Below are 23,279 nucleotides of genomic sequence, written 5' to 3'. Positions count from 1 at the left end.
GAGATGCAATTTCCATGACAGACGCACTCAAGCGCCTCTCCGACGAAGGCGTCGCGATCTGGCTCGACGACCTTTCGCGCAAGCGCATCACATCCGGCAACCTCGCCGAGCTGATCGACCAGCAGCACGTGGTGGGTGTCACCACCAACCCGTCGATCTTCCAGAAGGCCATTTCCCAGGGCGACGGTTACGACCAGCAGCTCAGCGACCTCGCGACCCGCAGGGTCTCCGTCGAGGAAGCCGTCCGCATGATCACGACGGCGGACGTCCGTGACGCCGCCGACATCCTGCGGCCGGTCTTCGACTCGACGGACGGCCAGGACGGCCGCGTGTCGATCGAGGTCGACCCGCGTCTCGCCCACAACACCAAGGCCACGGCCGCCGAGGCGAAGCAGCTCGCCTGGCTGGTGGACCGCCCGAACACGCTCATCAAGATCCCGGCGACCGAGGCCGGCCTGCCTGCGATCACCGAGACCATCGGCCGGGGCATCAGCGTCAACGTCACGCTGATCTTCTCGCTGGAGCGCTACCGCGCGGTCATGGACGCCTACCTGGCGGGCCTGGAGAAGGCCAAGGCCTCCGGCCTCGACCTCTCCAAGATCCACTCGGTCGCCTCCTTCTTCGTGTCCCGCGTGGACACCGAGATCGACAAGCGCCTCGACGCCCTGGGCACCGACGAGGCCAAGGCGCTCAAGGGCAAGGCCGCCGTCGCCAACGCGCGCCTCGCCTACCAGGCGTACGAGGAGGTCTTCTCCTCCGACCGCTGGGCCGCGCTCGACAAGGCGCACGCCAACAAGCAGCGTCCGCTGTGGGCCTCGACCGGCGTCAAGGACCCGGCCTACCGGGACACGATGTACGTCGTGGACCTGGTGGCGCCCAACACGGTGAACACCATGCCGGAGGCGACGCTCGACGCCACCGCCGACCATGGTGAGGTCAAGGGCGACGCCGTCTCCGGCACCTACGAGCAGGCCCGCGCCGACCTCGACGCCGTGGAGAAGCTCGGGATCGCGTACGACGACGTCGTACAGGTCCTGGAGGTGGAGGGCGTCGACAAGTTCGCCGACTCCTGGAACGACCTGCTCAAGTCCACTGAGGCAGAGCTCGAGCGCCTCGCCCCTTCGGAGGGCTGAAACCTTGTCAAGCAGCAACCCGCTGCGTGACGCTGCGGACCGACGGCTCCCGCGTATCGCGGGGCCGTCGGGCCTGGTCATTTTTGGCGTCACGGGTGATTTGTCCCGTAAAAAGCTGATGCCCGCTGTCTACGACCTGGCCAATCGCGGCCTGCTCCCGCCGGGCTTCTCGCTCATCGGGTTCGCGCGCCGCGACTGGGAGGACGAGGACTTCGCGCAGGTCGTCCACGACTCGGTCAAGGAGCACGCGCGGACGCAGTTCCGTGAGGAGGTCTGGCAGCAGCTCATCCAGGGGATGCGCTTCGTCCAGGGTGACTTCGACGACGACACGGCGTTCGCCACGCTCAAGTCGACGATCGAGGAGCTGGACAAGCAGCAGGGCACCGGAGGCAACTTCGCCTTCTACCTGTCCGTACCGCCCAAGTTCTTCCCCAAGGTCGTCCAGCAGCTCAAGAAGCACGGGCTCGCCGACCAGCGGGACGGCTCCTGGCGCCGCGCGGTCATCGAGAAGCCCTTCGGCCACGACCTGAAGAGCGCACAGGAGCTCAACAAGGTCGTCCACGAGGTCTTCCCGCCGCACGAGGTCTTCCGGATCGACCACTACCTCGGCAAGGAGACCGTCCAGAACATCCTGGCGCTCCGCTTCGCCAACACCCTCTTCGAGCCGATCTGGAACCGGTCGTACGTCGACCATGTCCAGATCACCATGGCCGAGGACATCGGCATCGGCGGCCGGGCCGGGTACTACGACGGCATCGGCGCCGCCCGTGACGTCATCCAGAACCACCTGCTCCAGCTGCTCGCACTGACCGCGATGGAGGAGCCCGCCTCCTTCGACGCCTCCGCGCTGGTGGCCGAGAAGACCAAGGTGCTCGGCGCCGTCAGGCTGCCCAAGGACCTCGGCAAGGACACCGTGCGCGGTCAGTACGCGGCCGGCTGGCAGGGCGGCGAGCAGGCCGTCGGCTACCTCCAGGAAGACGGCATCGACCCCAAGTCGACGACCGACACCTACGCCGCGGTGCGGCTGGAGATCGACAACCGCCGCTGGGCGGGCGTCCCGTTCTATCTCCGCACCGGCAAGCGCCTGGGCCGCCGTGTCACAGAGATCGCCGTGGTCTTCCAGCGCGCACCGCACTCCCCGTTCGACCACACGGCGACGGAGGAGCTGGGCCAGAACGCGATCGTCATCCGCGTCCAGCCCGACGAAGGCATCACCATGCGGTTCGGCTCCAAGGTGCCCGGCACCTCGATGGAGATCCGGGACGTGTCGATGGACTTCGCGTACGGCGAGTCCTTCACCGAGTCCAGCCCGGAGGCGTACGAGCGGCTCATCCTCGATGTGCTGCTCGGCGACTCGAACCTCTTCCCGCGTCTGGAGGAGGTCGAGCAGTCCTGGCGGATCCTCGACCCGATCGAGGCCTTCTGGGACACCCACGGAAAGCCCGCGCAGTACGAGTCGGGCACCTGGGGACCGGTCGAGGCGGACGAAATGCTCGCACGAGAAGGACGGAGCTGGCGTCGGCCATGAAAATCGATCTGACGGAAACCACAGCCAGCAAGGTCAACAAGGCACTGGTGCAGGGGCGTCGCGCCGTCGGCACCCCCGCCGTCGGCATGGTGCTGACCCTCGTCATCGTGACCGACGAGGAGAATGCCTACGACGCGCTCAAGGCGGCCAACGAGGCGTCGCGCGAGCACCCCTCGCGGACCCTCGTGGTGGTCAAGCGGGTCTCCCGTTCCCCCCGCGACCGGGCCACTGCCCGGCTCGACGCGGAGATCCGGGTCGGTACGGACGCGGGCAGCGGCGAGACCGTCGTCCTGCGGATGTACGGCGAGGTGCTGCACCACGCGCAGTCGGTGGTGCTGCCGCTGCTGCTGCCGGACGCTCCCGTGGTGGTCTGGTGGCCGGTGAACTCGCCGCTCGACCCCGCGAAGGACCCGCTCGGTGCGCTGGGCCAGCGGCGTGTCACCGACTCCTACGCCTCGGAGCAGCCCATCGCCGAGCTCTCGGGCCGCGCCGACACCTACACGCCGGGCGACACCGACCTGGCGTGGTCGCGCATCACCCCCTGGCGCTCGATGCTCGCCGCGGCACTGGACCAGGTGCCGAGCCGGGTGAAGGGCGCCGAGGTGGAGGGCGAGGAGTTCAATCCGAGCTGCGAACTGCTCGCGATGTGGCTCGCCGACCGGCTGGACGTGCCGGTGACCCGTTCCGTCTCGTCCGGCCCGGGTCTCACGGCCGTACGGATGCAGACGGACCACGGTGAGATCGTGCTGGACCGGCCCGACGGTTCGCTCGCCACGCTCTGCATGGAGGGCCAGCCGGACCGCGCGGTGGCGCTGAAGCGCCGGGAGACCTCGGAGCTGCTCGCCGAGGAGCTGCGCAGGCTGGACCCGGACGACACGTACGCGGCGTCGCTGAAGTACGGCGTCGACCGGCTGGTCACGCCCTCGCCGAAGCAGTCCGGCAACGGGGCTCCCGCCGATGAAGCAGCGGACAAGTCCGGAAAGGCCGCCCCCGCGGCGAAGAAGGCACCCGCGAAGAAGGCGGCCTCGAAGTGAGTGCGCCGCAGCTCGTCGTCCACCGCGACAAGGAGCTGATGGCACAGGCCGCGGCGGCCCGGCTGATCACGAAGATCGTGGACGCCCAGGCCGCCCGCGGCTCGGCCTCGGTGGTACTCACCGGCGGGCGCAACGGCAACGGGCTGCTCGCGGCCCTCGCCGGGGCGCCCGCGCGGGACGCCGTCGACTGGTCCCGGATCGATCTCTGGTGGGGCGACGAACGCTTCCTGCCGGAAGGCGATCCGGAGCGGAATGTCACCCAGGCAAGGGCGGCGCTGCTCGACTCGGTGGGTGTGGCCCCCGAGCGGGTGCACGCCATGGCCGCGTCGGACGGGCCGTACGGCAGCGATGTCGAGGCGGCTGCCGCTGCCTACGCGGCGGAGCTGGCCGCCGCCGCGGGTCCGGAGGACCACGGTGACGTGCCGGCGTTCGATGTGCTGATGCTGGGGGTGGGGCCGGACGCGCATGTGGCCTCGCTCTTCCCGGAGCTCCCGGCCGTACGGGAGTCCGTGCGCACCGTCGTGGGTGTGCACGGAGCCCCCAAGCCGCCGCCCACCCGGCTGTCACTGACGCTGCCCGCCATCCGGGCCGCACGCGAGGTGTGGCTGCTCGCGGCGGGCGAGGACAAGGCGGGCGCCGCGGCTCTCGCACTGTCGGGGACCGGGGAGGTCCAGGCCCCGGCCGCGGGTGCCCGGGGCCGCAGCAGGACGCTGTGGCTCCTCGACACGGCGGCCGCCTCGCAGCTGCCGCCCCAGCTCTACCCGCCGGCCACGGCCTGACACGGGCGGAACACGGAGAGGACCGGCCCGCACCCCTGCTGAGGGGGTACGGGCCGGTCCTTCGTGCGTCGGCAGGTGCTGTCGGGTGCGGCTACTGCTTGGCCCGCAGCGCGCGGTAGGTGTCGACGAGTGTGGCGGTGGAACTGTCCAGGTCGGCGCCGCCCCGGCCGCCGGTGAGGACGGACTCGATCTTCTTGGCGAGTACCTTGCCGAGCTCGACGCCCCACTGGTCGAACGAGTCGATGTTCCAGATGGCGCCCTGGACGAAGACCTTGTGCTCGTAGAGCGCGATCAGCTGCCCGAGGACGGAGGGGGTGAGCGCGTCGGCGAGGATCGTCGACGTGGGGTGGTTGCCGCGGAACGTCTTGTGCGGCACCAGCTCCTCGGCGACACCCTCGGCCCGTACCTCGTCGGGCGTCTTGCCGAAGGCCAGCGCCTGGGTCTGGGCGAAGAAGTTCGCCATGAGGAGGTCGTGCTGCACTTCGAGCCCCGCGATCAGGTCCTCTACGGGCTTGGCGAACCCGATGAAGTCAGCGGGGATGATCTTCGTGCCCTGGTGCAGCAACTGGTAGTACGCGTGCTGGCCGTTGGTGCCGGGAGTCCCCCAGACCACGGGGCCCGTCTGCCAGTCGACCGGATTGCCGTCACGGTCGACGGACTTGCCGTTGGACTCCATGTCCAGCTGCTGGAGGTAGGCCGTGAACTTGGAGAGGTAGTGCGAGTACGGCAGGACGGCGTGCGACTGGGCGTCGAAGAACGCGCCGTACCAGACACCCAGCAGGCCGAGCAGGAGCGGGACGTTCTCCTCGGGCGGCGCGGTACGGAAGTGCTCGTCGACCTGGTGGAAACCACCGAGCATCTCCCGGAAGCGCCCGGGTCCGATCGCGATCATCAGCGAGAGGCCGATCGCCGAGTCGTAGGAGTACCGGCCGCCGACCCAGTCCCAGAACTCGAACATGTTGTCCGTGTCGATACCGAAGTCCGCGACCTTCTCCGCGTTCGTCGACAGCGCCACGAAGTGCTTGGCCACCGCTTCCTGACCGGCCCGCAGATTCGTCAGGAGCCAGTTGCGCGCCGAGGTCGCGTTGGTGATGGTCTCGATGGTGGTGAAGGTCTTGGAGGCGATGACGAAGAGCGTCTCCGCCGGGTCCAAGTCCCTTACGGCCTCGTGCAGATCGGCGCCGTCGACGTTCGAGACGAACCGGAACTGGAGCTCACGGTCGGTGAACGAGCGCAGCGCCTCGTACGCCATCGCAGGGCCCAGGTCCGAGCCGCCGATGCCGATGTTGACGACGGTTCTGATGCGCTTGCCGGTGTGCCCGGTCCACTCCCCCGACCTCACCTTGTCGGAGAAGGCGGCCATCTTGTCGAGCACGGCGTGCACCGCGGGCACGACGTTCTCCCCGTCCACCTCGACGACCGCGCCGCGCGGGGCGCGGAGTGCGGTGTGGAGCACCGCGCGGTCCTCGGTGGTGTTGATCTTCTCGCCGCGGAACATCGCGTCACGCAGCCCGGCGACCCCGGCGGCCGCGGCCAGCTCCCTGAGCAGGCCGAGCGTCTCGTCGGTCACCAGGTGCTTGGAGTAGTCGAGATACAGATCGCCCACCCGGAGGGTGTAGGTGCTCCCCCGCGCCGGGTCCCTGTCGAACAGCTCCCGCAGACGCGTGTCGCCCAGCTGCTCCCGGTGCTTGCCCAGAGCGGTCCACTCGGGCATCTGGTTGAGCCTGGTACGGCTTTCTGCGTTCATCTCGGACATCAGTCCATTCTTCTCGTACCTGCGTACATGCCCCGCTGCCCGTCCAACCTAATTGATCCGGCGGGCGAGCGCCGCGACCAACGGCCCCCGGGCTCACGGGCGTCCCCACCGAGGCCGCACACCGGGCACCACGCAGTCCGGCCGGACACCCGAATGGGTCCGGCCGGATTTCACAGGTCTAGATTTCGCCCCGCAGTTTCGCGAGGGCCTCGGCGAGGATCGCTTCGCCGTCCTCGTCGCTGCGCCGCTCGCGGACGTACGCGAGGTGGGTCTTGTACGGCTCGGTGCGCGGCGGATCCGGCGGATTGTCGCTGTCCTGACCGGCCGGGAACCCGCAGCGCGGGCAGTCCCAGGTCTCCGGTACCTGCGCGTCGTGGGCGAAGCTCGGCTGCGTCTCGTGCCCGTTCGAGCACCAGAAGGAGATGCGGAGGCGCGGCGCGGACTCGCCGCGCTCGGCCTCCCCCATCGGCCCCGCTCCGACCCGGCTTCCCCGGATCGCGTTGCCACTTGCCACGGTCGTAACTCCCTGCGTGATGGTGCTCGAAGATGCCCCAGTCTACGTAAGGCCCAACGCGCGTCCAGTGATTGGAGTTACACCCCGCACCGAAACGCGGGGCTACGCGCGGAGAGAACGCGGGTACCGACAGTCAGTTCTTCAGCTTCATCAGCAGGCCGAGCACAACGATGCACGCGAACCAGCAGAGACCGAGCACCACGGTGATGCGGTCGAGGTTGCGCTCGGCGACCGAGGAGCCACCGACGGACGACTGCATGCCGCCACCGAACATGTCGGAGAGGCCGCCGCCCTTTCCCTTGTGCATCAGCACCAGCAGCATCAGCAGCAGGCTGAAGACGATCAGGGCGATCGAGAACCCCAGAATCACGGCTGGACCAACTTCCTCGGAACTCAAAACGGACGAAGGGGCCGGACGGCTGTTGCCAGCCGTCTCGGCCCCGCAAGGGTACGACGGATCCGCGCTAGCGCATACTCACTGGTCGCGGAACCGGACGATCTTGACGAACTCGTCGGCGTCGAGGGCGGCGCCGCCGATCAGCGCACCGTCCACGTCGGGCTGCGCCATGATCGCCGCCACGTTCCCGGACTTGACGGAGCCGCCGTACTGGATGCGGACCTTGTCGGCCAGCTCCTGCGAGTACAGCTCGGCCAGCCGGCCGCGGATCGCCCCGCAGACCTCCTGGGCGTCCTCGGGGGTGGCGACCTCGCCGGTTCCGATGGCCCAGACCGGCTCGTACGCGATCACGATCGACTCGGCCTCGCCGGCCGGGATGTCCTTGAGCCCGCCGTCGAGCTGGCCCAGCGTGTATTCGACCTGCTGGCCCGCCTTGCGGATGTCCAGGCCCTCGCCGACACAGAGGATCGGCGTGATGCCGTGCCGGTAGGCCGCCTTGACCTTGGCGTTGCAGACCTCGTCGGTCTCGGCGTGGTACTGGCGGCGCTCGCTGTGCCCGACGGCCACGTACGCGCACTTCAGCTTGGCCAGCATCGGCCCGGAGATCTCACCGGTGTAGGCACCGGAGTCGTGTGCCGAGATGTCCTGGGCGCCGTACTTGATCTTCAGCTTGTCGCCGTCGACGAGGGTCTGCACGGAGCGCAGGTCGACGAAGGGCGGCAGGACCGCAACCTCGACGGCGGCGTGATCCTTGTCGGTGAGCGCGAAGGAGAGCTTCTGGACGTGCGCGATGGCCTCGAGGTGGTTGAGGTTCATCTTCCAGTTGCCCGCCATCAGCGGGGTGCGGGTGCTCTGATTTGTCATGAGGTTTGTCAGTTCTCCAGTGCGGCGAGGCCGGGAAGCGTCTTGCCTTCGAGGTATTCGAGGCTGGCGCCGCCACCGGTCGAGATGTGTCCGAACTTGTTCTCGTCGAAGCCCAGGATGCGGACCGCGGCGGCGGAGTCACCGCCGCCGACGACCGTGAAGGCCGGGCTGTCGAGGAGCGCCTGCGCGACGGCGCGGGTGCCGTCGGCGTAGTCGGGGTGCTCGAAGACGCCCATCGGGCCGTTCCAGAAGACGGTGGCCGCGTCGGCGAGCTTCGATGCGTAGAGCTTGTTGGTCTCGGGGCCGTTGTCCAGGCCCATCCGGCCGGCCGGGATCGCGTCCGCGGGGACCGTCTCGGGGTGCGTCGGCTCCTTGGCCTTGAGGTCGGGGAACCCTGCGGAGACCACGACGTCGACGGGGAGCACGAACTCCACGCCCTTGGCCTTGGCGCGCTCCAGGTATTCGAGGACCACCGGGATCTGGTCCTCCTGGAGGAGGGAGCTGCCGACCTCGTGGCCCTGGGCCTTGAGGAAGGTGTACGCCATGCCGCCGCCGATGAGGATGCGGTCGGCGCGCTCCAGCAGGTGGTCGATGACAGCGAGCTTGTCGGAGACCTTGGCACCGCCGAGCACTACGGCGTACGGGCGCTTGACGTCCGATGTCAGCTTCTTGAGGACACCGACCTCGGTGGCGATGAGGTATCCGGCGGCGTGCGGCAGGCGCGCGGGGAGGTCGAAGACCGAGGCGTGCTTGCGGTGCACGGCACCGAAGCCGTCGCCGACGTAGACGTCGGCCAGCTCGGCGAGCCGGTCGGCGAAGGCGCCGCGCTCGGCGTCGTCCTTCGACGTCTCACCGGCGTTGAAGCGGAGGTTCTCGATGACGGCGACCTGGCCGTCGGTGAGCGCGGCGACCGTGGCCTTCGCGGACTCACCGACCGTGTCGGTCGCGAACGCCACGTCGGCGCCGAGGAGTTCGCCGAGGCGGGCTGCCGCGGGGGCGAGCGAGAACGCCGGGTCGGGGGCGCCCTTCGGGCGGCCCAGGTGCGAGGCGACGACGACACGGGCGCCGGCCTCGGCGAGCTTGGCGACCGTCGGCTGGACGGCGCGGATCCGCCCGTCGTCGGTGATGGTGGTGCCGGAGAGCGGCACATTGAGGTCGGCGCGGACGAATACCCGCTTGCCCGCGACCCCTTCGGCGAGAAGTTCGTCGATGGTCTTCATGAGTTCCTGGACTCCTAGGAAGATCTGCACAGGCGACAGGGCCCGGACCGCGCACCGTTGCGCTGTCCGGGCCCCGTGCTCACATCGAGGTGCCTACCGGCCCGTGATCAGAGCTGGTTGCCGACGAAGACGGTCAGGTCGACCAGGCGGTTGGAGTAGCCCCACTCGTTGTCGTACCAGCCGATGACCTTGACGCTCTTGCCCTGGACCATGGTCAGGGAGGAGTCGAAGGTGCAGGACGCCGGCCAGTTGACGATGTCCGAGGAGACGATCGGGTCCTCGGTGTAGTCGAGGAGGCCCTTGAGCTGGCCCTCGGAGGCCTTCTGGAACGCGGCGTTGACCTCGTCCTTGGTGACCTCGCGCTCCAGCTCGATGACCAGGTCGGTCACGGAGCCGGTGGGAACCGGGACGCGCATCGCGATGCCGTCGAGCTTGCCCTCGAGCTCCGGGATGACCAGCGCGGTGGCCTTGGCGGCACCCGTGGTGGTCGGAATGATGTTCTCGGCGGCGGCGCGGGCGCGGCGCAGGTCCGAGTGCGGGTAGTCCAGGATGCGCTGGTCGTTGGTGTACGCGTGGACCGTCGTCATCATGCCCTTGACGATGCCGAAGTTCTCCAGGAGAACCTTGGCCATCGGCGCCACGCAGTTGGTGGTGCAGGAGGCGTTGGAGATGACGTGGTGGTTGGCCGCGTCGTACTTGTCCTGGTTGACGCCCATCACGATGGTGATGTCCTCGCCCTTGGCCGGAGCCGAGATGAGGACCTTCTTGGCGCCGCCGGCAATGTGCTTCTCGGCGTCCGCCTTCTTCGTGAAGAAGCCGGTCGACTCGATCACGATGTCGACGCCGAGCTGACCCCAGGGGATGTCGGCCGGGTTGCGCTCGGACAGCACCTTGATGGTGTGGCCGTCAACGGTGATGGTGTCTGCGGTGTGCGAGACCTCGGCCTTGAGACGGCCCAGAATCGTGTCGTACTTCAGCAGATGCGCGGTGGTCGCGGTGTCACCCAGGTCGTTGACAGCCACGATCTCGATGTCCGCACCCTGCTCCAGCAGCGCGCGGAAGTAGTTACGACCGATGCGGCCAAAGCCGTTGATGCCTACGCGGATCGTCACGAACTCGATCTCCTCGTTGGTACGCCGGGTTTCGACGCCACGGCGAGATGTATGGGATGTCCCCGACCGCCTTCGACCCTACCTCTCCAGAGGCCCCAGGGTCATATCGAACATGACCGTACGGAATTTCACATGCGGTACGGACACCCCTACCGACCAGTACATACGCCGGCTCATACGACGGTGCCGGTACCCATATGGGCACCGGCGCCGTCATGCCGTACGCCGGGGAATTCCCGGCGGGAGTTTCCGCAGGATTGCGCGGCTCAGCCGACGAGGCTGTCGTCCATCTCCTCGGAAAGCGTGGACTCGGTTCCGGGAATCCCCAGATCCTGCGCCCGCTTGTCGGCCATGGCCAGCAGCCGGCGGATGCGGCCCGCCACGGCGTCCTTGGTCAGCGGCGGGTCGGCGAGCGCGCCGAGCTCCTCCAGCGACGCCTGCTTGTGCTCCATCCGCAGCCTGCCCGCGGCCGCCAGGTGCTCGGGCACCTCGTCGGCGAGGATCTCCAGCGCGCGCCCCACCCGGGCTCCCGCGGCGACGGCTGCCCGCGCCGAGCGGCGGAGGTTGGCGTCGTCGAAGTTGGCCAGGCGGTTGGCCGTGGCGCGGACCTCGCGGCGCATCCGCCGCTCTTCCCAGGCCAGGACCGACTCGTGCGCGCCGAGCCGGGTGAGCAGGGCACCGATCGCGTCCCCGTCCCGGACGACGACCCGGTCCACACCGCGCACCTCACGGGCCTTGGAGGCGATCTGGAGCCTGCGGGCCGCGCCCACCAGGGCCAGCGCCGCCTCGGGGCCGGGGCAGGTCACCTCCAGCGAGGAGGAGCGGCCGGGCTCGGTGAGCGAGCCGTGGGCCAGGAAGGCGCCTCGCCAGGCCGCCTCCGCGTCACAGGTGGCCCCCGAGACCACCTGCGGGGGCAGACCCCGGATGGGCCGGCCGCGGCCGTCCACCAGGCCGGTCTGGCGCGCCAGCTGGTCGCCTCCGGCCACCACCCGCACGACGTAGCGGCTGCCTCTGCGCAGACCGCCGGGTGCCATCACGATCAGTTCGGAGTTGTGTCCGAAGATCTCCAGGATGTCCCGCTTGAGCCGCCGGGCCGCCATAGCGGTGTCCAGCTCAGCCTCGATCACAATCCGCCCGCTCACCAGGTGCAGACCGCCGGCGAACCGAAGAATCGCCGAGACCTCCGCCTTCCTGCAGCAGGTCCGGGTGACGGGGAGCCGGGAAATTTCGTCCTTCACCGCTGCCGTCATCGCCATGGGCCGATCCTTCCATGCATCCGAAAAATACGGTCGTACGCGGCGGCCAGCAGCTCCCTGTCGTGCGTAGGGGAACCGTCAGGCGCGGCCACGGGCGCCAGCTCGACCGCCGCACCGAGCCGTTTGGCGGCTTCGGCGAGACTCTCGCGGTCGGGCACGGCGGCCTCATCGGCAAGCACCACGTCCATGGCGAGTTTAGGGGCGTGTCGGGCCAAAACCTCCAAATGACGCTGCGGTGAGAAGCCATCGGTTTCACCGGGTTGCGGTGCGAGATTGAGCGAGAGCACCTTGCGGGCCTTCGTCTCGATCAGCGCGTCGAGCAGTTCCGGCACCAGCAGGTGGGGAATCACCGAGGAGAACCAGGAGCCGGGACCGAGCACCACCCAGTCCGCGTCGAGGACGGCGGCCACGGCCTCCGGGACGGCCGGCGGGTCGTTCGGCACGAGGTGCACGGACTGCACCTCGCCGGGGGTGAGGGCGACCGTGGCCTGGCCGCGGACCGTGTCGATGTCGTCCGGACGGCTCGGGTCATGGCCGCGGACCAGCGCCTGGAGCTCCAGCGGCACGGCGGACATCGGCAGCACCCTGCCGTGCGCGCCGAGCAGCTTGCCGACCAGATCCAGTGCCTGCACATGGTCACCGAGCTGCTCCCACAGGGCGACGATCAGCAGGTTGCCGACCGCGTGCTCGTGCAGCTCGCCCTTGGACTGGAAGCGGTGCTGGATGACGCGGGCCCATGTCTGGCCCCAGTCGTCGTCCCCGCAGAGCGCTGCGAGCGCCTTGCGCAGGTCGCCGGGCGGCAGCACCCCCAGCTCCTCACGGAGCCGGCCGCTGGAGCCGCCGTCGTCGGCGACGGTCACCACGGCGGTCAGGTCCCCGGTGATCCGGCGGAGCGCGGCGAGGGAGGCCGACAGCCCCATCCCGCCGCCCAGCGCGACGACCTTCGGCTGGGTGCCGCGGCGGGTGCGGCCGGGTACCAGCCGTACGCGCCGCAGCTTGGGAGTGCTGCGGCTCGTCACTCGCGCCCCATGTCGCGGTGGACGAGCACCGTCTCGATCCCTTCCGAAGCCAGCCGGGCGGCGAGCTTCTCGGACATCGCGACGGACCGGTGCTTGCCGCCGGTGCAGCCGACGGCGATGGTCACGTACCGCTTGCCCTCGCGGCGGTAGCCGGTGGCGATGATCTGGAGCAGTTCGCTGTACTGGTCGAGGAACTCCTTGGCGCCCGGCTGGTTGAAGACGTACGCGGACACCTCCTCGTTGAGGCCGGTGAAGGGGCGCAGCTCGGGGACCCAGTGCGGATTGGGCAGGAACCGGCAGTCGACGACGAGGTCGGCGTCGACCGGCAGCCCGTACTTGTAGCCGAACGACATCACGGTCGCCCGCAGCTCGGGCTCCTCGTCACCGGCGAACTGGGCGTCCATCTTGGCCCGCAGTTCGTGCACGTTGAGGCTGGAGGTGTCGATCACCAGGTCCGCGTCCCCGCGCAGCTCGCGCAGCAGGTTGCGCTCGGCTGCGATGCCGTCGGTGATCCGGCCGTCGCCCTGGAGGGGGTGCGGTCGGCGGACCGACTCGAAGCGGCGCACGAGCGTGTCGTCGGACGACTCCAGGAAGACGATACGCCGGGTGACCTGCTTGGCCGCCAGGTCGGCGAGGGACTGGCGGAGGTTGTCGAAGAAGCGGCGGCCGCGTACGTCGACCACCACGGCGATACGGGCCACATTGCCCTGCGAGCGGGCGCCGAGCTCCACCATGGTGGGGATCAGCGCGGGCGGGAGGTTGTCGACGACGAACCAGCCGAGGTCCTCCAGGCACTTCGCCGCTGTGGAGCGTCCGGCGCCGGACATCCCGGAGATGATCACCAGCTCCGGAATGGCCGTTTCCGCGGCCTCGGCCGGTGTCCCCGTGCCCGCGCTGCCCGTACTCACGTGTGCTCCGTCCCGTTCCTGCTCGTCATTCATCCGTGGTGCCCCCGTCGTCTTCCATGATCTCTCCTGTTGCCGTGTTCACGGCAGGTGCGGCCGGGGCCGCCGCGGCGAGCGCCACGGCCACCGCCTCGGCCGTCGTGCGGCCTATGCCGGGCACTTCGCAGATCTGCTCAATTGTGGCCTGCTTCAGCTTCTTGACCGAGCCGAAGTGCTTGAGCAGCGCCTGTTTCCTGGTCTCGCCCAGTCCCGCGACGGAGTCGAGCGGGCCCGCCTTGAAGCGCTTGGCCCGCTTCGCCCGCTGGTAGGTGATGGCGAACCGGTGAGCCTCGTCGCGCACCCGCTGGAGGAGGTAGAGCCCCTCGCTGGACCGGGGCAGGACCACCGGATCGTCGTCGTCCGGGAGCCAGACCTCCTCCAGGCGCTTGGCCAGTCCGCAGACGGCGACATCGTCGATACCGAGCTCGTCGAGAGCACGTTTCGCGGCCGCCACCTGGGGTTGCCCGCCGTCGACCACCACCAGCTGGGGCGGGTAGGCGAAACGCTTGGGCCGCCCGTCCTCCTCGCAGGCCTCGGCGGTCTGCTCCTCGGTCCACTCCCCCGTCCGCTCCTTCTCCTGGAGATAACGGCGGAAGCGCCGGGTGATCACCTCGTGCATGGACCGGACGTCGTCCTGGCCCTCGAAGGTCTTGATCTGGAAGCGGCGGTACTCCCCCTTGCGGACCAGGCCGTCCTCGAAGACCACCATCGATGCCACGACGTCGTCGCCCTGCAGGTGCGAGATGTCGTAGCACTCGATCCGCAGCGGCGCGCTGTCGAGACCGAGCGCGCCGGCGATCTCCTCCAGTGCCCGGGAGCGGGTGGTGAGGTCGGACGCACGCTTCGTCTTGTGCAGGACCAGCGCCTGCTGGGCATTGCGCTGGACGGTCGCCATCAGGTCCTTCTTGTCACCGCGCTGCGGGATGCGCAGGGAGACATGCGAGCCACGCCGGTCGGCGAGCCACTGGCTGACGGCGTCGGTCTGCTCGGGCAGCGCCGGGACCAGAACCTCCTTGGGCACGCCCTCGCCCTTCTCGTCCCCGTACAGCTGCTGGAGCGCGTGCTCGACGAGGCCGGAGGTCTCCACGGCCTCGACCTTGTCCGTCACCCAGCCGCGCTGGCCGCGGACCCGGCCGCCCCTGACGTGGAAGATCTGGACGGCGGCCTCCAGCTCGTCCTCGGCGACGGCGATCAGATCCGCGTCGGTCGCGTCGTTGAAGACGACCGCGTTCTTCTCCAGGGCGCGCTTGAGCGCCTCTATGTCGTCGCGGAGCCTGCCGGCCCGCTCGTACTCCATCTCGTCGGCCGCCTCCCGCATCTCCCGCTCGATGCGGCGGATGTACGCGCCGGTACGGCCGGCCATGAAGTCGCAGAACTCCTCGGCCAGTTCGCGGTGCTCATCGGGGGTGACACGGCCGACGCAGGGAGCCGAGCACTTGCCGATGTAGCCGAGGAGGCAGGGGCGGCCGATCTGGGCGGAGCGCTTGAACACTCCGGCCGAGCAGGTGCGTACGGGGAAGACGCGGAGCATCAGGTCGACGGTCTCCCGGATGGCCCAGGCGTGGCCGTAAGGACCGAAGTAGCGCACGCCCTTCTTCTTGGGGCCGCGCATCACCTGCACCCGGGGGAACTCCTCGTTCAGCGTCACGGCGAGGGACGGATAGCTCTTGTCGTCCCGGTACTTGACGTTGAAACGGGGGTCGAACTCCTTGATCCACGAGTATTCGAGCTGCAGCGCCTCGACCTCGGTGGAGACCACGGTCCACTCCACGGATGCGGCCGTGGTGACCATGGTGCGGGTCCGCGGGTGGAGGTTGGCCAGGTCCTGGAAGTACGAGGAGAGGCGCGGGCGCAGGCTCTTCGCCTTGCCGACGTAGATCACCCGGCGGTGCTCGTCGCGGAATTTGTAGACCCCCGGGGAGTCGGGGATCTGTCCCGGCTTGGGGCGGTAGCTGGAGGGGTCTGCCATGCCTCCCACCCTACTGGCGGTGACTGACAGCGCGGAGTCACCGCGGGTGACGTCAGGCCTTCTTGCCGGGGCCCGCGATCAGCTTTCCGCCCACCACCTTGACCTGCACGTCGTGGAGCGGGCGCTCGGCGGGGCCCTGCAGCACCTTGCCGGTCGTGACGTCGAAGTGGCTGCCGTGGCAGGGGCAGATGCCGACCTTCCCCTCGATCTTCTGCAGCGGGCAGTTCTGGTGGGTGCAGCGTGACCAGAGCGCCTTGTACTCGTCGGCGCTCGGCCGGGTCACGATCAGGAACTGGTCCCGGTAGTACTTGACTCCCCCGACCGGCACCGCGTCGGCGGCTCCCAGGTCGACGGGCTTGTCCGGTCCCGTGGAGGTGCCGGACCCGCCCGAACACGCGGTGAGCCCGAGCCCCGCGGCACCGGCCAGCGCGGCTCCCATGAGGACGGAACGACGGGCGGGGGGCAGACCTGACATGGGGGCTCCACTGTTCAGCAGGCATCAGCGACGGAACCGACCATACCGGGGGAGATCTCCGTTGCCGCAGGCGGCGTTTGCGGCGTTTACGGGCCAGGGAACTTCGGCTACGTTCGGGATCTGTGATCACCGTCGCCGGAGAGTCCCTGATCGACCTGGTGCCGCAGGATGCCGCCGCACCGGGCGAGCCCCTGCCCGCACTGCTGCCACGGCTGGGTGGCGGCCCGTACAACACGGCTGTCGCCCTCGGGCGGCTGGGCGCGCGGGTCGGATTCTGTTCGCGGGTGTCGACCGACGGCTTCGGTGAGGCGCTCCTCGACGGGCTGCGGACGGCCGGGGTGGATGTCTCGCTGGTGCAGCGGGGTCCGGAGCCCACGACCCTCGCCGTGGCGGCCCTGGGCGACGACGGGTCCGCGGGATACGGCTTCTACGCGGAGGGCAGCGCGGACCGGCTCTTCGAACTCCCGGAACAACTCCCGTCCGATGTGCGGGCGTTGTCCCTGGGCACCTGTTCGCTGGTCCTCGAACCGGGTGCGAGCGCGTACGAGGCGCTGCTGCGGCGGGAATCGGCGCGGGGGGTGTTCACTCTGCTGGACCCGAACATCAGGGCGGGCCTCATCCAGGACGGGGACGCCTACCGGAAGCGCTTCAGGGGCTGGCTCCCCGATGTCACCCTCCTGAAGCTGTCGGAGGAGGACGCGCAGTGGCTCGGCGGCACCCCGCAGGAGTGGCTGGCCGCGGGGCCGGAGGCGGTCGTGGTCACGCACGGCGGCGATGGCCTGACCGTACGGACCAGGGCGGGCGGCGAGTACGCGGTCCCAGGTGCGGCGGTCGATGTGGTGGACACGATCGGCGCCGGCGACACGGTCAATGCGGCGCTGCTGCACAGTCTCGCGGAGCGGGACGCGCTGTCGGCCACCGCGACGGCCGCACTGTCCGGGGACGACTGGACTCAGGTCCTGGGGTTCGCGGCCCGGTCGGCCGCACTGACCTGCTCCCGGACGGGCGCCCAGCCGCCGTACGCCTGGGAGCTGGCTGAGCACCCCGCATAAGGGGTCCTTGCACTATGCCCGCCCTGGTCACGTGCGCCGAGCAGCGGCAGCCGGTCCAGGCCGGAGCGGCGGCACGCGTCTTCGACGAGGCCGACGACCGAGCGGGGCCCGTGTACGGGCCCTGGTCACGTGCGCCGAGCAGCGGCAGCCGGAGCTGCGGCGCACGCCTTCGGCGAGGCCCGAGACCGAGCGGGGCCCGTGTACGGGCGGCGGACGGCTCTGAGCGGCCGCCGCCCCGCTGGGACCAGCGGGGCGCCGCGTACCAGGGGCAGCCGGTCCGCCACGTCGTGCGGGGTGCCCCACGGACCGGGGCCGCCGTGGCAGGACACCACGGGCGGGCCCTCGCCGCGGTGCACGGCCCGGAGGCGTGCACCGTCGGCGGTCCGTAATCCCGCCATCGCCGTCACGGTGCCGGCATCTCCGGCACCGTGACCGCCAAGGTCACGAAGCCCGGCGTGTGCGTGGCACCTTCTTCGCCGCGGTCTTCGCCGTGCCCTTCGCGGCGGTCTTCGTCGCGGCGGCGGTCTTCGTCGCCGCGGCTTTCTTGACCACGGCCTTCTTCGCCGCGGTCTTCTTCGCCGCGGTCTTCCTCACCGGCGCCTTGACGGACGGAGTCGCGTCGCTGATCCGCTCGGCATCCAGGATGTCCCTGAGGAACTTGCCGGTGTGGCTGGCCGGTACCCCGGCGACCTGCTCCGGAGTGCCCTCGGCGATGACCAGACCACCGCCGTTGCCACCCTCGGGGCCCATGTCGACGACCCAGTCGGCGGTCTTCACGACATCGAGGTTGTGCTCGATGACGATTACCGTGTTGCCCTTGTCCACCAGGCCCGACAGCACGTTGATGAGCTTGCTGATGTCCTCGAAGTGGAGCCCCGTCGTCGGCTCGTCCAGGACATAGACGGTGCGGCCGGTGGAGCGCTTCTGGAGCTCGCTCGCGAGCTTCACGCGCTGCGCCTCACCGCCCGACAGTGTCGGTGCGGACTGGCCCAGCCTGACGTAGCCCAGGCCCACCTCGTTGAGCGTGCGCAGATGACGCGCGATCGTCGGGACGGCCTCGAAGAAGTCCAGGCCCTCCTCGATCGGCATGTCCAGGACCTCGGCGATCGACTTGCCCTTGTAGTGGACCTCCAGAGTCTCCCGGTTGTAGCGCGCGCCGTGGCAGACCTCGCACGGGACGTACACATCCGGCAGGAAGTTCATCTCGATCTTGATCGTGCCGTCGCCCGAGCAGTTCTCGCAGCGGCCGCCCTTGACGTTGAAGGAGAACCGTCCGGGGAGGTAGCCCCGGACCTTGGCCTCCATCGTCTCGGCGAAGAGCCTGCGCACATGGTCGAAGACTCCGGTGTACGTCGCCGGGTTGGACCGGGGGGTACGGCCGATGGGCGACTGGTCGACGTGCACGACCTTGTCGACGAGGTCGTCACCGTCGACCCGGGTGTGCCGGCCGGGGACCGTCCGCGCACCGTTGAGCTCACGGGCGAGGTGCGTGTAGAGAATGTCGTTGACCAGGGTCGACTTACCGGAACCGGAGACCCCGGTGACCGCGGTCAGCACCCCCAGCGGGAACGACACGTCGATGTCCTGGAGGTTGTTCTCCCTGGCCCCGTGCACCGTCAGCCGGCGCCCCGGGTCCGCGGGCCTGCGCACGTCCGGGATCGGGATGGCCCGCTTGCCCGCCAGATACTGGCCGGTCAGGGACTCCTTGTTGGTCAGGAGGTCCTTCAGCGACCCGGAGTGCACCACCTTGCCGCCGTGCTCGCCCGCGCCGGGGCCGATGTCCACGACCCAGTCGGCGACCTTGATCGTGTCCTCGTCGTGTTCGACGACGATCAGGGTGTTGCCCATGTCGCGCAGCCGGATGAGCGTCTCGATGAGGCGGTGGTTGTCGCGCTGGTGCAGGCCGATGGACGGCTCGTCCAGTACGTACAACACGCCGACCAGGCCGGAGCCGATCTGGGTGGCCAGCCTGATGCGCTGCGCCTCGCCGCCGGAGAGCGTCCCCGCGGCCCGGTTCAGCGAGAGGTAGTCGAGACCGACGTCGACCAGGAACCTCAGCCGCTCGTTGACCTCCTTGAGTACCCGCTCGGCGATCTTCTTGTCCCTGGCATTGAGCTTCAGCCTGCCCAGGAATTCCGCGCACTCGCTGATCGACATCGCGGCGACCTCGGCGATGGACTTCTCCATCACGGTGACGGCTAGGACGATCGGCTTCAGACGGGTGCCCTCACAGGTCGGGCAGGGCACTTCGCGCATATAGCCCTCGAAGCGCTCCCGGCTGGAGTCGCTCTCGGCCTCCGAGTGCCGCCGCTTGACGAAGGGCACCACGCCTTCGAAGGAGGTCGTGTAGGCGCGCTCACGCCCGTACCTGTTGCGGTAGCGGACCTCGATCTGAGTCTTGTGGCCGTACAGCAGGGCCTTCTTGGCGCGCTGCGGGAGCCCCGCCCACGGGATGTCCGTCCGGAATCCGAGCTCTCCGGCGAGCGCGCTCACCAGCCGCGCGAAGTACTCCTTGGTGTGGCCGAGCGACCACGGCGAGATAGCGCCCTCCTCGAGGGACTTCTCCTCGTCCGGGATGATCAGCTCGGGGTCGACCTCCATACGCGTCCCGATGCCGGTGCAGTCGGGGCAGGCGCCGAAGGGCGAGTTGAACGAGAAGGAGCGCGGCTCCAGCTCCTCGAAGGACAGGTCGTCGTACGCGCAGTAGAGGTGCTCGGAGTACATCCGCTCACGCTCGGGGTCGTCCGCGGGCAGATCGACGAAGTCCAGGATGACCATGCCGCCGGCCAGTCCGAGTGCGGTCTCCACCGAGTCGGTGAGACGGCGCTTGGCACTGTCCTTCACGGTGAGGCGGTCGATGACCACCTCGATGGTGTGCTTCTCCTGCTTCTTCAGCTTGGGCGGCTCGGAGAGCTGGATCGTCTCGCCGTCCACCCGGGCGCGGCTGTATCCCTTGGTCTGAAGGTCGGAGAACAGGTCGACGAATTCACCCTTGCGCTCGCGCACGAGCGGCGAGAGCACCTGGAAGCGGCTGCCCTCGGGCAGCTCGAGGACCTTGTCGACGATGGCCTGCGGGGACTGGCGCGAGATGGGCCGGCCGCACTGAGGGCAGTGCGGCTTGCCGATGCGCGCGAAGAGCAGACGCAGGTAGTCGTAGACCTCGGTGATGGTGCCGACCGTCGAGCGCGGGTTGCGCGAGGTCGACTTCTGGTCGATCGAGACAGCGGGGGACAGACCCTCGATGAAGTCCACATCGGGCTTGTCCATCTGCCCGAGGAACTGCCGGGCGTACGAGGAGAGCGACTCGACATAGCGCCGCTGGCCCTCCGCGAAGATCGTGTCGAACGCGAGGGAGGACTTGCCCGATCCGGAGAGCCCGGTGAAGACGATCAGGGAGTCACGCGGAAGGTCGATCGAGACGTTTTTGAGGTTGTGCTCGCGAGCGCCACGAACGATGAGACGGTCGGCCACGCCGGTCCGCACCTTTCTGAGAGAAGAAGCAGGGGCGGAGCCCCCTCCCCAGGGTATGGGGGGCGCCTCAGCGATGTCTGAAGATGACTTGTTGGATGTCTCTCACAAGCGTATAGCACGTGCATTCGATTAACGGTCTTCGGTGAACAGCTTCACCCGAAGGAGTGGGACGCCTATCGTGAGCCGCATGATCGATCACGTGCGGGACCTGACGTCTGTGGATGAGGCGACCGAGCGGCTCCTGGCCTCGGCCGCCGGACTGGACAACGCCACGACCGCCGAACCGTCACGGCTTCCCGGCTGGTCCCGCGGACATGTGCTCGCCCACATCTCCCGTAACGCCGACGCCCTCGGAAATGTTCTCGCCGGGCTGCCGATGTATGCGGACTCCGAGGTCCGGGACGCCGATATCGAGCGCGACGCGCCCCGCCCACTCGCCGTGCAGCTCGCGGATGTGCGCGGGAGTGCGGCCGGATTCCGTGAGCGCGCGGCGCTCCCCGCGGACTGGTCCCGCACCGTGACCCTCCGCAACGGCGTCACGGACTCAGCCGCTCACGTCCCCTTCCGGCGGTGGGCCGAGGTCGAGCTGCACCATGTCGATCTCGGTATCGGCTACGAGCTGGCTGATCTTCCGCCGGAGTTCACCGAGCGGGAGATCGACTTCCTGCGGCAGCGCTTCTCGGCCGACCCTGCGGTGGCCGGTGTCACCGGGCCCGCCACGGCGCTGCTCGGCTGGCTCTCGGGGCGCGGGGACGGCAAGGAGCTCAAGGCCCCCGACGGGGGCGCCCTGCCGGTACTGCCGTCCCTGTAGAGGCAGTTCGCGGCCGCATCCCCGGCTGCCCGGCCCCGCGTCAGGTGCAGTGGATCTAGACTCGGCACCATGACGTACAGCGGAGTGGTGAAGGTCGGCGGCGCGGCGGACGTACACGAGCTGACAGCTCTGATGATCTCCAAGGTCGCAGTGGGCCCGATGAACAACAACGCGTACCTGCTGCGCTGCCGGGAGTCCGGCGCACAGATGCTGATCGACGCGGCCAACGACACCCCGACACTGCTGCAGCTGATCGGCCCGGACTCCATCGCCTCCGTGGTCACCACCCACCGTCACGGCGACCACTGGCAGTCCTTGCAGGCCGTAGTGGACGCCACGGGTGCCCGTACCTACGCGGGGCGGTACGACGCCGGTGGCATCCCGGTCGCCACCGACGTCCCCGTGGAGGACGGCGACACGATCCGGGTGGGCCAGGTCGCTCTGACCGCCCGCAGGCTGATCGGTCACACCCCTGGCTCGATCGCGCTGATCTACGACGACCCGCACGGCCATCCGCACGTCTTCACCGGTGACTGCCTCTTCCCGGGCGGCGTGGGCAACACCCACGGGGACCCCGAGGCCTTCGCCAGCCTCCTCGGCGATGTCAGGACGAAGCTCTTCGACCGGCTCTCCGACGAGAGCTGGGTCTATCCGGGACACGGGCACGACACCACGCTGGGCGCCGAGCGTCCGCACCTCTCGGAGTGGCGCGCACGCGGCTGGTGAGTGCCCTTCCCATCGGGCTCAGACGTCGGCGCTGTCCTTGCTGCCCTTCTCCGCGGCTTCGGCTGCCTCCTGCCTCCTGCTGGCGAGGAGGCTGGTGACCGTGGTGACGATCAGCACCCCGCAGATGACGGCGAGCGAGACGGGGATGGAGATCTCCGGGACAGGCACCCCGGATTCGTGCAGCGCGTGCAGCAGCAGCTTGACACCGATGAAGCCGAGGATGACCGACAGCCCGTAGCTGAGGTGCACCAGCTTCTTGAGCAGGCCGCCTATGAGGAAGTACAGCTGACGCAGCCCCATGAGGGCGAAGGCGTTGGCCGTGAAGACGATGTACGGGTCCTTGGTGAGTCCGAAGATCGCGGGAATCGAGTCCATCGCGAACAGCACGTCGGTGGTGCCGATCGCGAGCATCACGACCATCAGCGGTGTGAGTATCCGCTTGCCGTTCTGCTGGATGAAGAGCCTGGTGCCGTGATAGCGGTCGGCGACGCCGAAACGCCGCTCGATGGATTTCAGCAGGCGGTTCTCCTCGAACTCCTCTTCCCCGTCGTCCGAGCGCGCTTCCTTGATGAGCTTCCAGGCGGTGTAGATCAGGAAGGCACCGAAGAGGAAGAAGACCCACGAGAAGCCGGCGATGATCGCCGCACCCGCCGCGATGAAGACGGCCCGCAGCACCAGGGCTATCAGGACACCGAACAGCAGCACCCGCTGCTGCAGGTGGGACGGTACCGAGAACTTCGCCATGATCAGGATGAAGACGAAGAGGTTGTCGACACTCAGCGACTTCTCGGTGATGAAACCGGCGAAGAACTCGCCGGACGCCCGGCCGCCGGCGAAGACCAACAAGCCGAGGCCGAAGAGCGCGGCCAGGGCGATCCAGACGACGGTCCAGACACCGGCCTCCTTGACGGATACGTCATGGGGTTTGCGCCCGATGACGAAGTCGGCCGCTATCAGGGCACCCAGACCAAGAATGGTCAGTGCCCACAGGGTGAGAGAAACGTCCACTGCTCCTCCGGCGGTTGCTACGGCTACCTGATCAGCGTCGTCGCTGCCGGAGGTCTCTTCCACCCGTGCCGGACGACCGGCACTCGGGCCGGCGCCCCGGGCCCCTGACGGGTCCGTATTGACGGGTACGCCGCACTTGGGGAGTACTCCCCTCCGCATCAAGAACAGTACAGGAAACACCAATGGAAGGTAAAGGGATTGGTAAAGGATT

Annotated in this window: 20 protein-coding genes; 7 read left to right on the top strand and 13 right to left on the bottom strand. The window is 68.9% G+C overall.

The window, feature by feature from the left end; all coding sequences use genetic code 11:
* Positions 1-14 precede the first annotated feature (14 nt).
* Genes tal through pgl form a run of 4 tightly spaced genes read left to right on the top strand, consistent with a single transcriptional unit; the run spans position 15 to position 4,474 of the window.
* Positions 15-1,133: a transaldolase gene (tal, locus tag OG584_RS27270; RefSeq protein ID WP_405781709.1), complete on the top strand. Its 1,119-nt coding sequence runs from the start codon at positions 15-17 to the stop codon at positions 1,131-1,133.
* Between the two features lie 4 nt (positions 1,134-1,137).
* Positions 1,138-2,661: a glucose-6-phosphate dehydrogenase gene (gene zwf, locus OG584_RS27265; RefSeq protein WP_405781708.1), complete on the top strand. Its 1,524-nt coding sequence runs from the start codon at positions 1,138-1,140 to the stop codon at positions 2,659-2,661.
* Complete coding sequence (gene opcA / locus OG584_RS27260; RefSeq protein WP_405781706.1) at positions 2,658-3,695, top strand: glucose-6-phosphate dehydrogenase assembly protein OpcA; 1,038 nt, start codon at positions 2,658-2,660, stop codon at positions 3,693-3,695. Before zwf ends, opcA begins: the two co-directional genes overlap by 4 nt.
* Positions 3,692-4,474, top strand: a complete 783-nt coding sequence (gene pgl, locus OG584_RS27255) for a 6-phosphogluconolactonase (RefSeq protein WP_405781704.1) — start codon at positions 3,692-3,694, stop codon at positions 4,472-4,474. The genes opcA and pgl overlap by 4 nt, the downstream gene beginning before the upstream one ends.
* A 91-nt stretch (positions 4,475-4,565) precedes the next feature.
* Here the strand turns inward: pgl and pgi are convergent, their stop codons facing one another.
* From pgi to OG584_RS27200, 11 genes are all read right to left on the bottom strand, one after another.
* The gene (pgi, locus tag OG584_RS27250; protein ID WP_405784309.1) at positions 4,566-6,221 is read right to left on the bottom strand and encodes a glucose-6-phosphate isomerase; all 1,656 of its coding nucleotides are present in this window, start codon (positions 6,219-6,221) and stop codon (positions 4,566-4,568) included.
* Positions 6,222-6,408: 187 nt separating this feature from the next.
* Positions 6,409-6,744: an RNA polymerase-binding protein RbpA gene (locus OG584_RS27245; protein WP_164263395.1), complete on the bottom strand. Its 336-nt coding sequence runs from the start codon at positions 6,742-6,744 to the stop codon at positions 6,409-6,411.
* 133 nt (positions 6,745-6,877) lie between these two features.
* A complete protein-coding gene (gene secG, locus OG584_RS27240) occupies positions 6,878-7,114 on the bottom strand; it encodes a preprotein translocase subunit SecG (protein ID WP_343235085.1) in 237 nt (78 codons plus the stop codon).
* A 105-nt stretch (positions 7,115-7,219) separates the two neighbouring features.
* Complete coding sequence (gene tpiA, locus OG584_RS27235) at positions 7,220-8,005, bottom strand: triose-phosphate isomerase (protein WP_405781702.1); 786 nt, start codon at positions 8,003-8,005, stop codon at positions 7,220-7,222.
* Between the two features lie 8 nt (positions 8,006-8,013).
* Positions 8,014-9,225: a phosphoglycerate kinase gene (locus OG584_RS27230; RefSeq protein ID WP_405781701.1), complete on the bottom strand. Its 1,212-nt coding sequence runs from the start codon at positions 9,223-9,225 to the stop codon at positions 8,014-8,016.
* 107 nt (positions 9,226-9,332) lie between these two features.
* Positions 9,333-10,337: a type I glyceraldehyde-3-phosphate dehydrogenase gene (gap, locus tag OG584_RS27225; RefSeq protein ID WP_405781700.1), complete on the bottom strand. Its 1,005-nt coding sequence runs from the start codon at positions 10,335-10,337 to the stop codon at positions 9,333-9,335.
* A 266-nt stretch (positions 10,338-10,603) separates the two neighbouring features.
* Positions 10,604-11,593 carry a DNA-binding protein WhiA gene (gene whiA, locus OG584_RS27220; protein ID WP_405781698.1) on the bottom strand — a complete coding sequence of 330 codons (990 nt, stop codon included), beginning with the start codon at positions 11,591-11,593 and terminating at the stop codon, positions 10,604-10,606.
* Positions 11,584-12,612, bottom strand: a complete 1,029-nt coding sequence (gene yvcK / locus OG584_RS27215; RefSeq protein WP_405781696.1) for a uridine diphosphate-N-acetylglucosamine-binding protein YvcK — start codon at positions 12,610-12,612, stop codon at positions 11,584-11,586. Before yvcK ends, whiA begins: the two co-directional genes overlap by 10 nt.
* Positions 12,609-13,553 (bottom strand): RNase adapter RapZ, encoded by a 945-nt coding sequence (rapZ, locus tag OG584_RS27210; RefSeq protein ID WP_405781695.1) that lies wholly within the window; start codon positions 13,551-13,553, stop codon positions 12,609-12,611. The genes yvcK and rapZ overlap by 4 nt, the downstream gene beginning before the upstream one ends.
* Positions 13,546-15,525 carry an excinuclease ABC subunit UvrC gene (gene uvrC / locus OG584_RS27205; RefSeq protein WP_405781693.1) on the bottom strand — a complete coding sequence of 660 codons (1,980 nt, stop codon included), beginning with the start codon at positions 15,523-15,525 and terminating at the stop codon, positions 13,546-13,548. Before uvrC ends, rapZ begins: the two co-directional genes overlap by 8 nt.
* 52 nt (positions 15,526-15,577) lie before the next feature.
* Positions 15,578-16,000 (bottom strand): Rieske (2Fe-2S) protein, encoded by a 423-nt coding sequence (locus OG584_RS27200; protein ID WP_405781691.1) that lies wholly within the window; start codon positions 15,998-16,000, stop codon positions 15,578-15,580.
* Positions 16,001-16,122: 122 nt separating this feature from the next.
* Between OG584_RS27200 and OG584_RS27195 the strand changes: the two genes are divergently transcribed.
* Positions 16,123-17,052: a carbohydrate kinase gene (locus tag OG584_RS27195; protein ID WP_405781690.1), complete on the top strand. Its 930-nt coding sequence runs from the start codon at positions 16,123-16,125 to the stop codon at positions 17,050-17,052.
* A 441-nt stretch (positions 17,053-17,493) separates the two neighbouring features.
* On the opposite strand, the gene uvrA is transcribed toward OG584_RS27195, so the two are convergent.
* A complete protein-coding gene (gene uvrA / locus OG584_RS27190) occupies positions 17,494-20,523 on the bottom strand; it encodes an excinuclease ABC subunit UvrA (protein ID WP_405781689.1) in 3,030 nt (1,009 codons plus the stop codon).
* A 187-nt stretch (positions 20,524-20,710) separates the two neighbouring features.
* Here uvrA and OG584_RS27185 point away from each other — a divergent pair, with 187 nt between their 5' ends.
* Positions 20,711-21,334 (top strand): maleylpyruvate isomerase family mycothiol-dependent enzyme, encoded by a 624-nt coding sequence (locus tag OG584_RS27185; RefSeq protein ID WP_405781687.1) that lies wholly within the window; start codon positions 20,711-20,713, stop codon positions 21,332-21,334.
* Between the two features lie 69 nt (positions 21,335-21,403).
* Positions 21,404-22,060 carry an MBL fold metallo-hydrolase gene (locus tag OG584_RS27180; RefSeq protein ID WP_405781686.1) on the top strand — a complete coding sequence of 219 codons (657 nt, stop codon included), beginning with the start codon at positions 21,404-21,406 and terminating at the stop codon, positions 22,058-22,060.
* An 18-nt stretch (positions 22,061-22,078) separates the two neighbouring features.
* On the opposite strand, the gene OG584_RS27175 is transcribed toward OG584_RS27180, so the two are convergent.
* A complete protein-coding gene (locus tag OG584_RS27175; protein WP_405781684.1) occupies positions 22,079-23,068 on the bottom strand; it encodes a TerC family protein in 990 nt (329 codons plus the stop codon).
* Between the last annotated feature and the right edge of the window lie 211 nt (positions 23,069-23,279).

Source organism: Streptomyces sp. NBC_00859, from assembly GCF_045161865.1.
Lineage (GTDB): Bacteria > Actinomycetota > Actinomycetes > Streptomycetales > Streptomycetaceae > Streptomyces.
Note: the sequence above shows the minus strand (reverse complement) of the source record. Positions and strands in the feature narration are given on the sequence as shown.